Source organism: Streptomyces sp. NPDC058758 (assembly GCF_042746075.1).
Taxonomy (GTDB): Bacteria; Actinomycetota; Actinomycetes; order Streptomycetales; family Streptomycetaceae; genus Streptomyces.
Genome location: NZ_JBHYPS010000006.1, coordinates 162900 through 179498 on the forward strand (window position 1 = coordinate 162900; position 16599 = coordinate 179498).

12 protein-coding genes are annotated in these 16599 nt (G+C 71.6%); 3 read left to right on the top strand and 9 right to left on the bottom strand.

What is annotated here, in order from left to right; all coding sequences use genetic code 11:
* Nucleotides 1-104 precede the first annotated feature (104 nt).
* The 7 genes from ACFW6A_RS10565 to ACFW6A_RS10595 all read right to left on the bottom strand — a co-directional run bounded on the left by ACFW6A_RS10565 (nucleotide 105) and on the right by ACFW6A_RS10595 (nucleotide 9350).
* Entirely contained in the window at nucleotides 105-1310 is a 1206-nt protein-coding gene (locus tag ACFW6A_RS10565) for an acyl-CoA dehydrogenase family protein (protein ID WP_351845213.1), read from the bottom strand.
* A 3-nt stretch (nucleotides 1311-1313) separates the two neighbouring features.
* Complete coding sequence (locus ACFW6A_RS10570; protein WP_351845215.1) at nucleotides 1314-1838, bottom strand: MaoC family dehydratase; 525 nt, start codon at nucleotides 1836-1838, stop codon at nucleotides 1314-1316.
* Between the two features lie 4 nt (nucleotides 1839-1842).
* Entirely contained in the window at nucleotides 1843-2808 is a 966-nt protein-coding gene (locus ACFW6A_RS10575) for a CoA ester lyase (protein WP_351845217.1), read from the bottom strand.
* Nucleotides 2805-4865: a protein meaA gene (locus ACFW6A_RS10580; protein WP_351845219.1), complete on the bottom strand. Its 2061-nt coding sequence runs from the start codon at nucleotides 4863-4865 to the stop codon at nucleotides 2805-2807. Before ACFW6A_RS10580 ends, ACFW6A_RS10575 begins: the two co-directional genes overlap by 4 nt.
* A 15-nt stretch (nucleotides 4866-4880) precedes the next feature.
* Entirely contained in the window at nucleotides 4881-6218 is a 1338-nt protein-coding gene (gene ccrA / locus ACFW6A_RS10585; protein WP_351845221.1) for a crotonyl-CoA carboxylase/reductase, read from the bottom strand.
* A 419-nt stretch (nucleotides 6219-6637) separates the two neighbouring features.
* Complete coding sequence (locus ACFW6A_RS10590) at nucleotides 6638-7468, bottom strand: TetR family transcriptional regulator (RefSeq protein WP_386639854.1); 831 nt, start codon at nucleotides 7466-7468, stop codon at nucleotides 6638-6640.
* Between the two features lie 100 nt (nucleotides 7469-7568).
* Nucleotides 7569-9350 carry a 3-hydroxybutyryl-CoA dehydrogenase gene (locus tag ACFW6A_RS10595; RefSeq protein WP_351845225.1) on the bottom strand — a complete coding sequence of 594 codons (1782 nt, stop codon included), beginning with the start codon at nucleotides 9348-9350 and terminating at the stop codon, nucleotides 7569-7571.
* A gap of 355 nt (nucleotides 9351-9705) precedes the next feature.
* Between ACFW6A_RS10595 and ACFW6A_RS10600 the strand changes: the two genes are divergently transcribed.
* Nucleotides 9706-10335 carry a HEAT repeat domain-containing protein gene (locus tag ACFW6A_RS10600; protein ID WP_386480078.1) on the top strand — a complete coding sequence of 210 codons (630 nt, stop codon included), beginning with the start codon at nucleotides 9706-9708 and terminating at the stop codon, nucleotides 10333-10335.
* Nucleotides 10336-10363: 28 nt separating this feature from the next.
* Here the strand turns inward: ACFW6A_RS10600 and ACFW6A_RS10605 are convergent, their stop codons facing one another.
* Nucleotides 10364-12070, bottom strand: a complete 1707-nt coding sequence (locus tag ACFW6A_RS10605; RefSeq protein WP_386639857.1) for an alpha/beta hydrolase — start codon at nucleotides 12068-12070, stop codon at nucleotides 10364-10366.
* Nucleotides 12071-12182: 112 nt separating this feature from the next.
* Nucleotides 12183-13226, bottom strand: coding sequence for an Rv2578c family radical SAM protein (locus ACFW6A_RS10610; RefSeq protein WP_386639860.1), 1044 nt, complete (start codon nucleotides 13224-13226; stop codon nucleotides 12183-12185).
* A 170-nt stretch (nucleotides 13227-13396) separates the two neighbouring features.
* Between ACFW6A_RS10610 and ACFW6A_RS10615 the strand changes: the two genes are divergently transcribed.
* Nucleotides 13397-13840: an SRPBCC family protein gene (locus tag ACFW6A_RS10615; RefSeq protein ID WP_351845233.1), complete on the top strand. Its 444-nt coding sequence runs from the start codon at nucleotides 13397-13399 to the stop codon at nucleotides 13838-13840.
* A 270-nt stretch (nucleotides 13841-14110) separates the two neighbouring features.
* Entirely contained in the window at nucleotides 14111-16594 is a 2484-nt protein-coding gene (locus tag ACFW6A_RS10620) for an MFS transporter (protein WP_386480071.1), read from the top strand.
* The last annotated feature ends 5 nt before the right edge of the window (nucleotides 16595-16599 follow it).

Sequence of the window (16599 nt, forward strand, 5' to 3'; positions counted from 1 at the left end):
TCGGTTGCGGGGCGCAACTGGGCAAGCCAGGAACCGAGTCGACGGCCGGAAGACGAACACGGGGTGTGATCTTCTTCGCGGCCGAATCGACTCAAAACCGACAATCAGCCCTGGAAGCGGTACTCCTCCAGGAGGCGGCGGCCAATGATCATTTTCTGGATCTCGGCGGTACCTTCACCGATGAGCAGCATCGGCGCCTCGCGGTAGAGACGCTCGATCTCGTACTCCTTCGAGAACCCGTAGCCGCCGTGAATGCGGAAGGCATCCTCCACGACCTCCTTGCAGTATTCGGAGGCGAGGTACTTCGCCATCCCCGCTTCGAGGTCGTTTCGTTCCCCGGAGTCCTTTTTGCGTGCTGCGTTCACCATCATCGCATGGGCGGCCTCGACCTTGGTAGCCATTTCGGCCAGCTTGAACTGGATGGCCTGGTGCTGGGCGATCGGCTTTCCGAAAGTGTGACGCTGCTGGGCATACTGGACGCCGAGTTCGAAAGCACGCTGCGCGACGCCGCAACCACGGGCCGCCACGTTCACGCGGCCGACCTCGACGCCGTCCATCATTTGGTAAAACCCTCGGCCGGTGACCCCGCCGAGCACCCGATCGGCCGGAATCCGCAGGCCGTCCATGATGAGCTCGGTGGTGTCGACCCCCTTGTAACCCATCTTGTCGATCTTGCCGGGGATGGTGAGGCCCGGACGGACCTCGCCGAAGCCCGGCTCCTTCTCGACGAGGAAGGTCGTCATCGACTTGTGGGGCGCGGTGCCCTCGGGGTGGCCTTCGTCACTCCGGACGAGAACGGCGACCAGCGTGGAGGTGCCGCCGTTGGTCAGCCACATCTTCTGGCCGTTGAGGACGTACGCGTCGCCGTCCTTCACCGCCTTCGACGTGATGGCCGACACGTCCGAGCCGAGGCCCGGCTCGGACATCGAGAACGCGCCGCGCGTCTCGCCGGCCGCCATCCGCGGAAGGAAGTACTCCTTCTGCTCCTGCGTGCCGTGCTGCTTCAGCATGTACGCGACGATGAAGTGGGTGTTGATGATGCCGGAGACCGACATCCAGCCGCGCGCGATCTCCTCCACGCAGAGCGCGTAGGTGAGCAGCGACTCGCCCAGGCCCCCGTACTCCTCGGGGATCATCAGGCCGAAGACGCCGAGCTCCTTGAGCCCGTCCACGATCTGCTGGGGGTACTCGTCGCGGTGCTCCAGCTCGGTCGCGACCGGGATGATCTCCTTGTCGACGAAGTCCCGCACGGTGGCGAGGATCTCCTGCTGGACATCGGTCAGACCGTGGGTCTGGGCGAGACGCGCCATGGCTTACTTCTCCGGCTTCTTGGAGGGCTCGATGAGCTCGGGGCGGCCCGGCTGCTCGCCGCCGCGCGCCTCGATGTACTCGGCGGTGGGGACCATGACCTTGCGGCGGAAGACGCAGACGAGCGTGCCGTCCTGCTTGTAGCCCTTGGTCTCGACGTACACGATCCCGCGGTCCGTCTTCGACTTCGACGGCGTCTTGTCCAGGACGGTCGTCTCGCCGTAGATCGTGTCGCCGTGGAAGGTCGGCGCCACGTGCCGCAGCGACTCGATCTCCAGGTTGGCGATGGCCTTGCCGGAGACGTCCGGCACGGACATGCCGAGCAGCAGCGAGTAGATGTAGTTCCCGACCACCACGTTCCGCTTGAAGTCGGTCGTGTTCTCCGCGTAGTTCACGTCCATGTGCAGCGGGTGGTGGTTCATGGTGAGCAGGCAGAAGAGGTGGTCGTCGTACTCCGTGACCGTCTTCCCGGGCCAGTGCTTGTAGACGGCACCGACCTCGAACTCCTCGTAGGTACGTCCGAACTGCATGGGGTCAGGCCTCCGGGATCTCGAACTTCGACGTGCGCTGCATGCCGGCGGCACGGCCCTTGCCGGAGATGACCAGGGCCATCTTGCGGGAGGCCTCGTCGATCATCTCGTCGCCGAGCATCGCGGAGCCCTTCTTCCCGCCGGCCTCGGACGTGTAGTAGTCGTACGCGTCGAGGATCAGCTCGGCGTGGTCGTAGTCCTCCTGCGACGGCGAGAAGATCTCGTTCGCGGCGGCGACCTGGTCCGGGTGGAGCACCCACTTGCCGTCGAAGCCCAGGGCGGCGGCGCGCTGCGCGACCGCGCGGTACCCCTCCTGGTTGCGGATCTGGAGGTAGGGGCCGTCGATCGCCTGGAGGTTGTTGGCGCGGGCGGCCATCAGGATGCTCATCAGGATGTGGTGGTACGCGTCCGCCGGGTAGCCGGGCGGCTGCTCGCCGACGACCAGGGACTTCATGTTGATGGAGGCCATGAAGTCGGCCGGGCCGAAGATGATCGTCTCCACGCGCTGCGAGGCCTGCGCGATGGCGTTGACGTTGGTCAGGCCCTGGGCGTTCTCGATCTGCGCCTCGATGCCGATCTTGCCGACCTCGAAGCCCATCGTCTTCTCGATCTGGGTGAGCAGCAGGTCGAGCGCCACGATCTGCTGGGCGTCCTGGACCTTCGGCAGCATGATGCAGTCGAGGTTCTGGCCGGCGCCCTCGACGACGGTGACGACGTCGCGGTACGTCCAGTGGGTCGTCCAGTCGTTGACGCGGACCACGCGGGTCTTGCCGGTCCAGTCGCCCTCGTTCAGGAACTTCACGATGGTGTGGCGGGCCTCGGGCTTGGCCAGCGGCGCGCAGGCGTCCTCCAGGTCGAGGAAGACCTGGTCGGCCGCGAGGCCCTGGGCCTTCTCCAGGAAGCGCGGGTTGGAGCCGGGCACCGCGAGGCAGGAGCGGCGGGGACGCAACCGGTTCACGGGGCTGGTCATGCGGGGACCTCCGTACATTCAAGGGGGCTGAGCTTGTGAGCTTTCCGGATCTCGTCGACGATACGGCCGATGATCTCGGTGATACCGAAGTCCTTCGGGGTGAAGACGGCGGCCACGCCCGCGCGGCGTAGTTCCTCGCCGTCGGCGTTCGGGATGATGCCGCCGACGATGACCGGAATGTCGGTGGCGCCGGCGTCCTTGAGGCGGTCGAGGACGTCGGGGACCAGCTGGGCGTGCGAGCCGGAGAGGATCGACAGGCCCACCGCGTGCACGTCCTCCTCCAGGGCGGCGTCCACGATCTGCTCCGGGGTGAGCCGGATGCCCTGGTAGACCACCTCGAAGCCGGCGTCGCGGGCCCGGACGGCGATCTGCTCGGCGCCGTTGGAGTGCCCGTCGAGGCCCGGCTTGCCGACCAGGAAGCGCAGCTTGCCGATGCCCAGGTCCTCGGCGGTGCGGTCGACCTTGCGGCGGACCTCGGCCAGCGGGGAGCCGGTCTCGGCCGGCACGGCGACAGGGGCGGAGGAGACGCCGGTGGGGGCGCGGTACTCGCCGAAGACCTCGCGCAGCGCCCCGGCCCACTCGCCGGTGGTGACGCCGGCGCGGGCGCACTCCAGGGTGGCCTCCATCAGGTTCTCGGTGCCCCGCGCGGCCTCCTTGAGCTGCTCCAGGGCCTGCTGGGTGGTCGGGAAGACGAACGGGTCGCCGTTGCCCTGGCGGTCCGTGGACTCCTGCCGCTCGGCGCGCCAGCGGGAGACGGCGTCGACCACGCGGGCCTCGACGGCCGGGTCGACGGTCTGGATCGCCGTGTCGAGGTCCGCGGTGAGCGGGTTCGGCTCGGTCGACTGGAAGACGTTGACGCCGATGATCTTGTCCTCGCCGGACTCGATCCTGGCGCGCCGCTCGGCGTGCGAGGAGACCAGCTGGGCCTTGAGGTAGCCGGACTCGACGGCGGCCATCGCGCCGCCCATCTCCTGGATCCGGTCGATCTCGGCCAGGCACTCGGTGACGAGGGCGTCGACCTTGGCCTCGATCACGTGGGAGCCGGCGAAGATGTCCTCGTACTCCAGCAGGTCGGACTCGTGGGCGAGGACCTGCTGGATGCGGAGCGACCACTGCTGGTCCCACGGCCGGGGGAGGCCCAGGGCCTCGTTCCAGGCCGGGAGCTGGACGGCGCGGGCGCGGGCGTCCTTGGAGAGGGTGACGGCCAGCATCTCCAGGACGATCCGCTGGACGTTGTTCTCCGGCTGGGCCTCGGTGAGGCCGAGCGAGTTGACCTGGACGCCGTAGCGGAAGCGCCGCTGCTTGGCGTCCCGGATGCCGTACCGCTCCAGCGTGAGCTTGTCCCAGATGCGGCCGAAGGCGCGCATCTTGCACATCTCCTCGATGAAGCGGACGCCCGCGTTCACGAAGAAGGAGATGCGGGCGACGACCTCGCCGAACCGCTCCTCGGGCACCTGGCCCGAGGCGCGGACGGAGTCGAGGACCGCGATGGCGGTGGACATCGCGTACGAGATCTCCTGGACCGGAGTGGCCCCCGCCTCCTGCAGGTGGTAGCTGCAGATGTTGATCGGGTTCCACTTCGGGATGTTGTTGACCGTGTACGCGATCATGTCCGTCGTGAGGCGGAGCGAGGGGCCGGGCGGGAAGACGTGCGTCCCGCGCGACAGGTACTCCTTCACGATGTCGTTCTGGGTGGTGCCCTGGAGCTTGGTGATGTCCGCACCCTGCTCCTCGGCCGCCACCTGGTAGAGCGCCAGGAGCCACATCGCCGTGGCGTTGATGGTCATCGAGGTGTTCATCTGCTCCAGGGGGATGTCCTGGAACAGACGGCGCATGTCACCGAGGTGCGAGACGGGGACCCCGACCCGGCCGACCTCGCCGCGGGCGAGGACGTGGTCGGGGTCGTAGCCCGTCTGGGTCGGCAGGTCGAAGGCGACCGACAGACCGGTCTGCCCCTTGGCGAGGTTGCGCCGGTACAGCTCGTTGGACGCCTCGGCGGTCGAGTGACCGGCGTAGGTCCGCATGAGCCACGGCCGGTCCTTCTGGCGCTCAGTCATGTGCGGTCCCCGGGCTCAGATGTTGCGGAAGCGGTTGATGGCGTCGATGTGCTGGGCGCGCAGCTCCTCGTCGCGGACGCCGAGGCCCTCCCGGGGGGCGAGCGCGAGGACGCCGACCTTGCCCTGGTGGAGGTTGCGGTGGACGTCGTACGCCGCCTGGCCGGTCTCCTCCAGGGTGTACGTCTTGGAGAGCGTGGGGTGGATCTTGCCCTTGGCGATCAGGCGGTTGGCCTCCCACGCCTCGCGGTAGTTCGCGAAGTGCGAGCCGATGATCCGCTTCAGCGACATCCACAGGTAGCGGTTGTCGTACTGGTGCATGTAGCCCGAGGTGGAGGCGCAGGTGGTGATGGTGCCGCCCTTGCGGGTGACGTACACCGAGGCGCCGAAGGTCTCGCGGCCCGGGTGCTCGAAGACGATGTCGATGTCCTCGCCGCCGGTCAGCTCGCGGATCTTGGAGCCGAACCGCTTCCACTCGCGCGGGTCCTGGGTGTTCTCGTCCTTCCAGAACCTGTAGCCCTCGGCGTTGCGGTCGATGACCGCGTCGGCGCCCATGGCGCGGCAGATGTCGGCCTTCTCCGGGGAGGAGACGACGCAGATCGGGTTGGCGCCGCCGGCCAGCGCGAACTGGGTGGCGTAGGAGCCGAGGCCGCCGGAGGCGCCCCAGATGAGGACGTTGTCGCCCTGCTTCATGCCGGCGCCGTTGCGGGAGACCAGCTGGCGGTAGGCGGTGGAGTTGACCAGACCGGGCGCCGCCGCCTCCTCCCAGCTGAGGTGCTTCGGCTTGGGCATCAGCTGGTTCGACTTGACGAGCGCGACCTCGGCGAGGCCGCCGAAGTTGGTCTCGAAGCCCCAGATCCGCTGCTCGGGGTCGAGCATCGTGTCGTTGTGGCCGTCGGAGGACTCCAGCTCGACCGAGAGGCAGTGCGCGACGACCTCGTCGCCCGGCGTCCAGGCGTTGACGCCGGGGCCGGTGCGCAGCACGACGCCCGCGAGGTCGGAGCCGATGACGTGGTACGGCAGGTCGTGGCGCTTGGTCAGCTCGGAGAGCCGGCCGTAGCGCTCCAGGAAGCCGAAGGTCGAGACGGGCTCGAAGATCGAGGTCCAGACCGAGTTGTAGTTCACGGAGCTCGCCATGACGGCGACGAGCGCCTCGCCCGGGCCGAGCTCGGGGAGCGGGACCTGGTCGAGGTGGAGCGACTTGCGGGGGTCCTTGTCGCGGCTCTCGACGCCGGCGAACATCTCGGCCTCGTCCTTGTGGACGGTGACGGCCCGGTACGACTCGGGGAGCTTGATGTTCGCGAAGTCGGCGGACGTGGCGTCCTGCGACTGGATCGCGTCCAGGATTTCCTTCACGGTGTGCCTCCGGCGGAGGGCGTCCGGGAGCGGACGCCTGAGGGGTTCGTCGGGGAGTGCTGCTGCTGTGGAGGTGTGCCGTCGGTTCGGCGGGGTGGTGCTCTGGCGGCGCCGAGGTGGGGCGCGAGGGTGCCTGTGACGCAGGCGTCCGGGCGCACGGCCGGGAGGGCCGTGGGGACAGCCGGAGTACGGGTCTTCTCCGTGCTCCGGCCGCCCGGACAACATCAACGTATGGCACGCCGTGTCACGTGACAAGGCACTGCGTGCCAACAATTTCTCTCAGATGCGAAAAGGTGCTCACGGATGAGCGATGATCGATCGAATGCGCCCCTGAGCTGGGGGAATACGACGAGGGCCGCCCCCGGGAAACCGGGGGCGGCCCTCGTGTCGGACCTTCGAAGGTGCGGGAGAAGGGTGCCTCAGCCCTTCGTGAGTGCCTGCTGGATGGTCCGCATGACCTCGTCCAGCGGAGCGTCCGTACGGGCCACCGCGACGACCACGTCACCCGCGGCGGCGACCCGCGCGGCCGGCGTCTCCCGCGGCGGCTGGGCCTGCTGGGGGGAGGGGGCCGGACGGCCCGCGCCTATGCCCGTGCCGAAGGTCTCCCGCACGATCGCGAAGGCGTGGTCGAGCTGGCTCTCCACGTCGCCCTGGCCGCCCGCCCGCAGCCAGCGCCGCAGCACGTGGTTGTGGGCCGTCACCACCGCGGAGGCCGCCACCTCGGCGAGCAGCGGGTCGTCGTTGCCGTCGTGGTGGTCCCGCTCGTCGAAGTGGCCCAGGAGGTAGCGGGTGAAGAGCCGCTCGTAGCGGGCCACCGAGGCGATCTCGCGCTCCCGCAGCGTCGGCACCTCGCGGGTCAGCCGGTAGCGGGCCACGGAGATCGCGGGGGAGCCCGCGTACATCTTCATGACCTCCTTGATGCCCCGGCACACCGTGTCGAGCGGGTGCTCGTGCGGCGGGGCGGCGTTCAGGACCGCCTCCGCCCGCACCAGCGTGTCGTCGTGGTCCGGGAAGATCGCCTCCTCCTTGGACCGGAAGTGGCGGAAGAAGGTCCGCCGGGCCACCCCGGCCGCCGCCGCGATCTCGTCGACCGTGGTGGCCTCGTACCCCTTCGTCGCGAAGAGCTCCATCGCGGCGGCCGCCAGCTCCCGGCGCATCTTCAGCCGCTGCGCGGCGGCACGGGTCCCCGCCGCGCTCTCCTGAGCGTCGGGCGAAGAGGTGGCACGGGGTGTCTTCACGGCCTTGGGCATGTCCCGAACGTACTGCATCCGTGCAGGAAGACGCGCCTGCGGGGGCGGGCCGCCGAAGGGCTCCAGCAGCCCGCCCCACCCCCGTCCGGGATCGCCGGGCTCAGCGCCGGGCATATTCGCGGAAGCCGCGCCCCGTCTTGCGGCCCAGGCAGCCGGCCGCCACCAGGTGCTCCAGGAGCGGCGCCGGGGCCAGGCCCGGGTCGCGGAACTCGCGGTGCAGCACCTTCTCGATCGCCAGCGAGACGTCCAGGCCGACCACGTCGAGCAGCTCGAACGGCCCCATCGGGTAGCCGCCGCCCAGCTTCATCGCCGTGTCGACGTCGTCCAGCGTCGCGTAGTGCTCCTGGACCATCTTGACCGCGTTGTTCAGGTACGGGAACAGCAGCGCGTTGACGATGAAGCCGGCCCGGTCGCCGCAGTCCACGCCGTGCTTGCGGATCTTCGCGGTGACCTCGCGGACCGTGGCGTGCACGTCGTCGGCGGTCAGGACCGTCCGGACGATCTCGACCAGCTTCATCGCCGGCGCCGGGTTGAAGAAGTGCATGCCGATGACGTCCTGCGGGCGCGTGGTCGCCCTGGCACAGGCCACCACCGGCAGCGAGGAGGTCGTGGTGGCGAGCACCGCGCCCGGCTTGCAGATCTTGTCCAGACGGGCGAACAGCTCCTGCTTGATCCCCAGGTCCTCGGCGACCGCCTCGACCGCCAGGTCGACGTCGGCGAAGGCGTCCAGCGAACCGGCCGGCGTGATCCGGGCCAGCGTCTCGTCCCGGGCCTCGCCGGTCAGCCGGCCCTTGTCCACCGAGCGGGCCAGCGACTTGGCGATGTACGCCTTGGCCGCGTCCGCCTTCTCCTGCGAGCGGGCCGCGAGGACCACGTCGTAGCCGGCCTTGGCGAAGACCTCGGCGATGCCGGAGGCCATCGTGCCCGAGCCGGCCACGCCCACCGAGCGCACCTCGCGGCCCGCGCCGCCGGCGCCCGAGGCCGCCGGGGTCAGCGCGTCGTCGACCTTCTCGGCCGCGCCCGGCGCCGCGTAGGTGTAGAAGCCGCGGCCCGCCTTGCGGCCGGTGAGACCGGCCTCGGAGAGCTGCTTCAGGATCGGCGCGGGGGCGTGCAGCCGGTCGTGGGACGCCTGGTACATCGCGTCCAGGACGGTACGGGCGGTGTCGATGCCCACCAGGTCGAGCAGCTCCAGCGGGCCCATCGGCAGGCCGCAGCCCAGCTTCATGGCCGCGTCGATGTCCTCGCGGGAGGCGTAGCGGGCCTCGTACATGGCCGCGGCCTGGTTGAGGTAGCCGAAGAGCAGGCCGTCCGCGACGAAGCCCGCCCGGTCGCCGACCGCCACGGGCTCCTTGCCGAGGTCCTGGGCCAGCCGGGTGACCGCGTCCACGGCCCGCGGGTCGGTCAGCACCGAGGAGACCACCTCGACCAGCTTCATGGCCTGGACCGGCGCGAAGAAGTGCAGGCCGAGGACGCGCTCCGGGTGCGCCGAGTCGGCGGCGAGCCGGGTCACCGAGAGGGCGTTGGTGCCGGTGGCGAGGATGGCGTCGGGGCGGACGATGCCGTCCAGCGCCCGGAAGACCTCCTGCTTGGTCTCGTACGCCTCCGGGACCACCTCGATGACGAGGTCGGCCGCGGCGGCGGCCTGGAGGTCCGAGTAGACGCGGAAGCGCGCCAGCGCGTCCTGCCGCTCGTCCTCGGTGATGCGCTCACGGGCCACCGCGCGGGCGGTGGACGCCTCCAGGGCGGCGACGGCCCGGGCGGCCGCGGACTCGCTGACGTCGATGCCGACGACCTCGCGGCCGGCCCGGACGAGGACGTCGGCGATGCCGGTGCCCATGGTGCCGAGGCCGACGACGGCGATGGTGGAGAGAGGGGTGTCCATCAGGGGACTCCTGGGAGGAAGAGTGACGACTGAGGGCGGTGCGCGCGCGGAGAAAAGGGCGCGGGAATGCCGGGAACGCGGCCGGCCGTACGGAGACGGCGCCGCGGTGTACGGGGATGCGGCCCCGGTGCACACGGCGGCGAGGGCCTGGAGAGGGAAAAGGGGGACGAAGGCTCTGTCCCTGAGCCACGTCGAGAACTGCCGAACCGACCAGCGCCCACCGCGGCTGCGTCACCAGGCCGCGGCGGGAAGTGCGGGGGTTCCCCGCTCAGTTGAGATTAACCGGCCGGTAACGAGCGCGCCAGTCCTGGGAACTCGGGAAAATGTGATGTGCATCGCGGATAGCCTCGGATTCATGGAAATCGCCGAGGAAAACTCCGGGGCCGACTCCGAGGATCCCGAATTCTGCTCGATGATCGATCGATTGCGCGACGAGATCGAGAACGGAGGAGAAGTCGTTCCCGCCGCATTCGGAGAACTCGCCCGCACCACCGACCCCGAGGAACTCCACCGGCTGCTCACCGCCCCCGCGCAGCCGCTCTGGGCGCGCGAGATCGCCGCCTACCGGCTCGGCGTGACCGGCGACCCGCGCGCCTTCGAGGCCCTCGTTCTCCTCCTCAACCACCGGGACCCCGAGCGGTGCGTCACCGCCGCCCACGCCCTCGTGCGGCTCGGCGACCCGCGCACCGCCCGGGCCGCCGCCGCCCTCGCCACCAACGAACTCCGGGCCGCCTACGCCCTCCTGCCGGTCCGGCTCCTGGCCGACCTGCGCGCCCCCGAGTCCGTCCCGGCCCTCGTCGCCGTCCTGGAGCGACGGCTGGCGGCCGGGGACCCCCACTGGCGCGTCGGCCTCGCCTGCGTCGAGGGCCTCGGCGCCCTCGGCGACCCGCAGGCCCGGGACGTCCTGGAAGCAGCCCTCCCGCACCCCCGCCTCGGCCGCGCGGCCGAGCGCTCCCTGACCCTCCTCGCCGGCCCGGGCGCCTGACCGGCGGCACCGCGCACGGCGCCGCCGGTCAGCGCACGTGGCCGAGCAGCCCGTGGAGCGCGGTGCCGGCGCGCTGGACGCGGTCGGCCGCCTTCCCCCGGGCCTTCTCCCCGGCCCCGCTCCCCGCCTTCTTCCCGGCCTTCTCCTCCACCCCGCTCCCGGCCTTCTCCTCCACCCCGCTCCTGGTCTTCTTCCCGGCCTCCTCCGCCGCGGGCAGCGGCTCCGGCTCGGGGGCCGGGAGGGCGGCGCAGACCGCGTCGACCTCCGAGCCGCCCTCGGCCCGCGGCACCGTCCCGGTGGCGAGGTAGGTGCTCAGGTGCGCGTCGAGGCAGTCGTTCCCGGCGAGGGTCACGCCGTGGTTCCCGCCGCCCTGCTCGACGACCAGGCTGGAGCCGCGCAGCATCCGGTGCAGGGCGAGCCCGCCCTCGTAGGGGGTGGCGGCGTCGTCCGTGGCCTGGAGGACGAGGACCGGCGGCAGCTGGTCGTTGGAGACGTCCGGCGGGGTGAGCGGCTCCACCGGCCAGAACGCGCACGGCGCGTTGTACCAGGCGTTGTTCCAGGTGGAGAAGGGCGCCTTGGCGTGGACGCTCCAGCTGTCCTTCCGCCACACGTTCCAGTCCCGGGGCCAGGCGGCGTCCCGGCACTGCACGGCGGTGTAGACGGAGTAGCCGTTGTCGGCGGCGGAGTCGGCCTCGCCGAACCGCTCGTAGGCGGCCGTGAGCGGGGCCGGGTCGCCCTCGTTCACGTACGCGGAGAAGGCGCTCGCGAGCTTGGGCCAGTACCCGTCGTAGTAGCCGCCGGGCAGGAAGGTGTCCTCCAGCTCGCCCGGGCCGACCTTGCCGCCCGCCGGGGAGTCGCGCAGCTCCTCGCGCATCCGGTACCAGGCCGCCTCCACCGCCGCCGGGTCGGTGCCCAGCCGGTAGGCGGAGTCGTGCTTCGCCACCCAGGCCATGAAGTCCTTGTGCCGGGTGTCGAAGGCGTAGTCCTGCGCGATGTTGTCCTCGTACCAGACCCCGTGGGGGTTCACCACGGAGTCCAGCGCCATCCGCCGCACCCGCTCCGGGTACAGCCGGGCGTAGACGGCGCCCAGGTAGGTGCCGTACGAGTAGCCGAGGTAGTTGATCCGGTCGGCGCCGAGCGCCTTGCGGATCAGATCGAGGTCGCGGGCGGTGGAGACGGTGTCGATGTGGGGGAGGACGTCCGCGTGCTTCTTCCCGCAGGCGGCGGCGAAGGCCTGGGCGCGCTCCACGGCGGTCCGCTCGCCGTCGGCGCCGCGCGGCACCGAGTCGGGGCGCACGGGGTCGAAGTGGCCGGGCCGGCAGTCGAGCGCGGGCTCGCTCTTCCCGACGCCGCGCGGGTCGAAGCCGATCACGTCGTACTGGGCGGCGACCTTCGGCGGCAGCGAGGCGGCGACGTAGCCGGCCATGCCGCGGCCGCTGCCGCCCGGGCCGCCGGGATTGACCAGGAGCGGGCCCTGGGAGGTCTTCGCGGTGTGCGGGATCCGGGTCAGCGCGAGCGTGATGCTCCGGCCGGCCGGGTCGTCGTGGTCGAGCGGCACCCCGAGGGTGGCGCACTGGAGCCTCGGGTAGGCCTTGGTGCCGCAGTCGGCCCAGGCGAGCGGGGGGAGGGGGCGGGGGACCGGTTCACCGGTGCCCGCGGCGGACGCGGGCAGGACGGTGACCGTCCCGGCGACCAGCGCCCCAGCGGCGATCAGCATTCCTGCGCGGGTGGTCATGGAGCCTGGAGTGCCCCGCGGGGCGCGGGACACGACCCGTTCCCCCGGTAATCGACCCGAACGGAGGGGGTGATGACGGCGTGTCAGGTGACTCCCCGGCGTGTCGGCGGGCTCAGAGGAGGGTGAGCTGCTCCGCGTCGCCCGGCCGCGGGGCCGGGGACGGGCCGGAGGCGGGGCGCGGGATCCGGCGCGGGGCGCCCCGGTGGGCCGGGCCGATGCCGAACTCGGCGGCCAGCTCGTGGACCTGGCGGGTGATCCGGCGCTGGTACCAGGTCGGCGCGTAGGCCCCGCCGGCGTACAGCCGCTCGTAGCGGCCGACCAGCCGGGGGTGGTGGCGGGCGAGCCAGCTCGTGAACCACTCGCGGGCGCCGGGCCGCAGGTGGAGGACGAGCGGGGTGACGGAGACGGCGCCGGCCTCGGCGACCGCGCGGACGGTGGCGCGCAGCTGCTCGGGGGAGTCGCCGAGGAAGGGCACGACGGGCGCCATGAGGACCCCGCAGCCGATGCCGTGCTCGCCCAGGGTGCGGACCACGTCCAGGCGGCGGCGCGGGGAGGGCGTGCCGGGCTCGATCGTGCGCCACAGCTCCTCGTCGGTGAAGCCGACCGAGACGGAGACGCCGACCTCGGTGACCTCGGCGGCCTGGGTCAGCAGCTCCAGGTCGCGCAGGATCAGGGTGCCCTTGGTGAGGAGGGAGAAGGGGTTGGCCCGGTCGCGCAGCGCGGTGAGGATGCCGGGCATGAGGCGGTACCGGCCTTCGGCCCGCTGATAGCAGTCGACGTTGGTGCCCATGGCGATGTGGGCTCCCTGCCAGTGGCGGGAGGCGAGCTGGCGGGCGAGCAGCTCGGGGGCGTTGACCTTGACCACGATCTGGGTGTCGAAGCCGAGGCCGGTGTCGAGGTCGAGGTAGCCGTGGCTCTTGCGCGCGAAGCAGTAGACGCACGCGTGCGTGCAGCCTCGGTAGGGGTTGGCCGTCCACTCGAAGGGCATCCGGGAGGCGCCGGGGACCCGGTTGAGGAGGGAGCGGGCGCGGACCTCGTGGAAGGTGATGCCGCGGAACTCGGGCGTGTCGAAGGTGCGGGTGGTGACCGCGTCCGTGCCGAACAGGGCGGCGTCGGCGGGTGCGGACGGGGTTTCGCCCAGGTGGTCCCAGCGCATGGACGCCTCCTCGATCGACTTCGCTCGTACGTTCGACTCTCGCGGACTCCAGAATAGAACAGCTGTTCCCTTGATCGTCGCAACCCGGATTTCGCGCCCCGCGGGGCTCGTGGTTCGCTTGGCCCGCAGCCCCGGGACACCCCGGACCATCACGAGCTGGAGGAAATGCGATGGCGCAGGTCGAGGCCACGACGGAACGGATCGTCGCGGCGGACGCGGAGACCGTGTTCGACACGCTGGCCGACTACAGCGGAGCGCGCGCGAAGCTGCTGCCCGAGCACTTCAGCGAGTACGAGGTCCGCGAGGGCGGCGACGGCGAGGGCACCCTCGTCCACTGGAAGCTCCAGGCCACCAGCAAGCGCGTCCGCGACTGCCTGCTGGAGGTCACCGAGCCCACCGACGGGCAGCTCGTCGAGAAGGACCGCAACTCCTCCATGGTCACCACCTGGACCGTGACCCCGGCCGGCGAGGGCAAGTCCCGCGTCGTCGTCGCCACCGTCTGGAACGGCGCCGGCGGCATCGGCGGCTTCTTCGAGCGGACCTTCGCCCCCAAGGGCCTCGCCCGGATCTACGACGCCGTGCTCGCCAACCTGGCGGCCGAGACCGAGAAGTAACGCCCGGGGCGTTCACCGATTCGAGTGGATTCCCCGCCGTCCCCGTACCGGCGCCCGAAGTGCCCAGGGGGCGCGGGGAGTTCCGTAAACGCGCTGATGAGCGCCGCAAGTGCCCCCTTGCGCCCCGTCGTTCACCCTCGCGGGACCGCCCGTCGGCCGTCTTCCGCCCGCCCCGCCCGACTTGCTCCCGCTTCGCGCCCGATGCGAAGAATGGCCCGTCCCCGAGGTCGCTTCCGCGCCGGGGCGACGCCGTGACGAGGGGAGCCGTACGTGGGTGCGAGCACGCTGGTGAAAGAGGCCGGGGGAGCCGCCGCGCTCCCCGGGGAGGGCCTGCCCGCGGAGCCCCCTCCGCCCTCCCCGGCCGGGACCCCGCTCGACCCCCGCCGGGTCCGGCTCGTCTTCCTCGGCCTGATGCTCGCGCTGCTCCTCGCCGCGCTGGAGCAGATGATCGTCGCCACCGCCCTGCCGAAGATCGTCGGCGAACTCCAGGGCCTGGACCGGATGTCCTGGGCGATCACCGCCTACCTGCTGACCTCCACCATCGGCCTGCCCGTCTACGGCAAGCTCGGCGACCTCCTCGGCCGCAAGAGCGTCTTCCTCTTCGCCATCGTCGTCTTCGTCATCGGCTCCGGACTCGCCGGCTGGTCGCGGACGATGGACCAGCTCATCGCCTTCCGCGCCCTCCAGGGCGTCGGCGCGGGCGGCCTGATGATCGGCGTCCAGGCGATCATCGCCGACATCGTCCCGCCCCGCGAACGCGGCCGCTACATGGGCCTGATCGGCGCCGCCTTCGGCCTCGCCTCCGTCGCGGGACCGCTGCTCGGCGGCTTCTTCACCGACCACGTCTCCTGGCGCTGGTGCTTCTACTTCAACGTCCCCTTCGGGCTCGTCACCCTCGCCGTCGTCGCCGTCGTCCTCGAACTTCCCAAGCCGAAGGCCCGCGCCCGCTTCGACGTCCTCGGCACCCTGCTGCTCGCCGCCGCCTCCACCTGCCTGGTCCTGCTGACCAGTTGGGGCGGCACGGAGTACGACTGGGACGACCGGGTCATCATCGGCCTCGGCTGCGGCGCCGCCGGAACCGTCCTGCTCTTCCTGGTCGTCGAGCACTTCGCGCCCGAACCCCTCATCCCGCTGCGGCTGTTCCGCGACTCCGTCTTCACCGTCACCGCGCTCGTCGGCGCCGTCGTCGGCATCGCCCTCTTCGGCGCCGCCAGCTACCTGCCGAGCTTCCTCCAGATGGTCGAGGGCGCCAGCGCCACCGAGTCCGGGCTCCTGATGCTCCCGCTCATGGGCGGCATCGTCGTCGCCTCCGTCGTCTCCGGCCAGCTCATCAGCCGCACCGGGCGCTACAAGGTCTACCCGGTGATCGGAGCGGCCCTCGCCGTCCTCGGCATGGGCCTGCTCTCCCGCATGGACATCGGCACGCCCCGCCTCACCCACAGCCTCTGGCAGGCCGTCCTCGGCACCGGCATCGGCCTGATCATGCCCGTGCTGATCCTCGCCGTGCAGAACTCCGTCCGCCCCGCCGACCTCGGCACCGCCACCAGCGCCCACAACTACTTCCGCCAGATCGGCGGCAGCGTCGGCGCCGCGGTCTTCGGCACCCTCTTCGCCGCCCGCCTCGACGACGCCCTCGCCGAGCGGCTCCCCGCGCTCCAGGGGGCGGTCCCCCAGGGAGCGGCCCCGCCGCCCGCCGAGGCCATCACCCCGCAGACGGTGCACGCCCTGCCGCCCGCCCTGCGCGACCTCTACGTCCAGGCGTACGCGGACGCCATGCCGCGCATCTTCCTCTACCTCGTGCCGGTCCTCGTGCTCGGCCTCGTCCTCGCCTTCTTCCTCAAGGAGCAACCGCTGGTGTCCCACCACACCCCCGCCCCCGAGGCCACCGACACCCCTGACGACCTCCCGTACGACCCCGCCCGCGGCACCGGAGCCCAGGCCGTGCCGCACGCCCGCCACGCGGCCCCCGCCCCCGCGCCCGCCGCCCCGCACCACGGCGGCCTGCCCGTCTGCGGCACCGTCCGGCACCACGACGGCAGCCGCGTGCCGCGCGCCGCGCTCACCCTCATCGACGTCGGCGGCCGCCAGGTCGGCCGCGGCGCCAGCGGCGAGGACGGCCGGTACGCGCTCAGCGTGCCCGGCGGCGGCGCGTACGTGCTCATCGCCGCCGCCGGCGGACACCAGCCGCAGGCCGTCTCCGTCACCGTCGGCGACCGGCCCGTCGAGCTCGACGTCGTCCTCGGCGGCGCGGGCCGCCTCGCGGGCAGCGTCGTCACCGCCGACGGCACCCCCGTCCGGGACGCCGCCGTCACCCTCACCGACGTCCGCGGCGAGGTCGTCGCCTCCACCCGCAGCGGCCGCGAGGGCGGGTACGTGATCACCGAGCTGGTCGCCGGCGAGTACACCCTCGCCGCCAGCGCCCCCGCCTTCCGGCCCGCCGCCGTCCCGGTCAGCGTCCAGTCCTCCCGCGAGACCCGCCAGGACATCGAGCTGGCGGGCGGCGCGGTCCTCCGGGGCACGGTCAGGGCGGGCGGCGGCCGTCCGGTGGAGGACGCCCGCGTCACCCTGCTCGACGCGGCCGGGAACGTCGTCGACACCCTCACCACGGGCCCCGACGGCACCTTCCGCTTCGTCGACCTCTCCTCCGGCGAGTACACGGTCATCGCCGCCGGGTACCCGCCCGTCGCCACCGTCCTCCAGGTGGCCGGCGGCGGCCGCACCGAGCGCGACCTCCAGCTCGGCCACCAGGACTGAGGCAG

Coding starts and splice junctions, on each gene's coding strand:
- ACFW6A_RS10600 (WP_386480078.1), top strand. CDS start 9,706: ATGGAAATCGCCGAGGAAAACTCCGGGGCCGACTCCGAGGATCCCGAA.
- ACFW6A_RS10580 (WP_351845219.1), bottom strand. CDS start 4,865: ATGACTGAGCGCCAGAAGGACCGGCCGTGGCTCATGCGGACCTACGCC.
- ACFW6A_RS10565 (WP_351845213.1), bottom strand. CDS start 1,310: ATGGCGCGTCTCGCCCAGACCCACGGTCTGACCGATGTCCAGCAGGAG.
- ACFW6A_RS10590 (WP_386639854.1), bottom strand. CDS start 7,468: ATGCCCAAGGCCGTGAAGACACCCCGTGCCACCTCTTCGCCCGACGCT.
- ACFW6A_RS10575 (WP_351845217.1), bottom strand. CDS start 2,808: ATGACCAGCCCCGTGAACCGGTTGCGTCCCCGCCGCTCCTGCCTCGCG.
- ACFW6A_RS10605 (WP_386639857.1), bottom strand. CDS start 12,070: ATGACCACCCGCGCAGGAATGCTGATCGCCGCTGGGGCGCTGGTCGCC.
- ACFW6A_RS10610 (WP_386639860.1), bottom strand. CDS start 13,226: ATGCGCTGGGACCACCTGGGCGAAACCCCGTCCGCACCCGCCGACGCC.
- ACFW6A_RS10570 (WP_351845215.1), bottom strand. CDS start 1,838: ATGCAGTTCGGACGTACCTACGAGGAGTTCGAGGTCGGTGCCGTCTAC.
- ACFW6A_RS10615 (WP_351845233.1), top strand. CDS start 13,397: ATGGCGCAGGTCGAGGCCACGACGGAACGGATCGTCGCGGCGGACGCG.
- ACFW6A_RS10595 (WP_351845225.1), bottom strand. CDS start 9,350: ATGGACACCCCTCTCTCCACCATCGCCGTCGTCGGCCTCGGCACCATG.